Here is a 1258-nt window from a genome sequence, read left to right on the forward strand (position 1 = left end):
CCTCCCAGCAGGGTTCCGCCGACAAGCTCCTCGGCGGCGGCAACGTCCTGATGAACTCCATCGCCGCGGCCGTCATCGGCGGCACCAGCCTCTTCAGGGGGTGGTGTCACCGGGTCCGGGGGTGTCCGTCGGAGACGCTGATCAGAGGTCCGGCCACCGTCCGGCCCGGCGCAATGCCGGGCGGTTCGCGGGCGGCAGGTCTGCATAACGTGGATGCGCGAGCACGACACCCGAGCCAAGGCCGGCACCGTCAACACCCCTTGGGAAGGGGCACGATGTTCGAGATCGAAGACGTGGCCGTGTTCCTCGGCCTGGACGTCGGCAAGACCGCCCACCACGGCCACGGGCTCACCCCGGCCGGGAAGACGGTCTTCGACAAGCCGCTGCCCAACAGCGAACCGAAGCTGCGGGCCGTGTTCGACAAGCTGACCGCGAAGTTCGGCACCGTCCTGGTGATCGTGGACCAGCCCGCCTCCATCGGCGCCCTGCCGTTGACCGTCGCCCGCGACGCCGGCTGCCGCGTCGCCTACCTGCCAGGCCTGGCCATGCGCCGGATCGCCGACCTCTACCCCGGCGAGGCCAAGACCGACGCGAAGGACGCGGCCGTGATCGCGGACGCCGCACGGACGATGCCGCACACCCTGCGCTCGCTGGAACTACCCGACGAGATCACCGCAGAGCTGACCGTGCTGACCGGCTTCGACCAGGACCTCGCCGCCGAGGCCACCCGCACCTCCAACCGGATACGCGGCCTGCTCACCCAGTTCCACCCCAGCCTGGAACGCGTCCTCGGACCCCGCCTCGACCACCAGGCCGTCACCTGGCTGCTGGAACGCTATGGCTCCCCGGCCGCCCTGCGCAAAGCCGGACGCCGCAGACTCGTGGAACTGATCCGCCCGAAAGCCCCCCGCATGGCCACCCGGCTGATCGACGAGGTCTTCGACGCCCTGGACGAGCAGACCGTCGTTGTCCCCGGGACCCGGCACCCTGGACATCGTGATCCCTTCCCTGGCCGGCCAGCTCACCGCCGTCCACACCCAGCGCCGGGCGATGGAAGCCCAGATCAACAGCCTGCTGGAGGCCCACCCTCTTTCCAAGGTCCTGACGTCGATGCCCGGCGTCGGCGTCAGGACAGCCGCAGTCCTGCTGGTCACCGTCGGCGACGCGGTCCGGCCCAACCAACCGGTGATGTGTGCACTGTTGGAGTGCTCGAGGGCATTGGTGACCAGTTCGGAGATCACGAGCAAGGCCGCGTCCC

At 69.8% G+C, this 1258-nt stretch carries 1 pseudogene; it reads left to right on the forward strand.

Going from position 1 to position 1258, the window contains the following annotated elements:
* Positions 1–275: 275 nt before the first annotated feature.
* Positions 276–1258: pseudogene (locus ACWC9T_RS41920) on the forward strand (IS110 family transposase); the annotation flags it as partial.

This window comes from Kitasatospora sp. NPDC001159, from assembly GCF_053598235.1.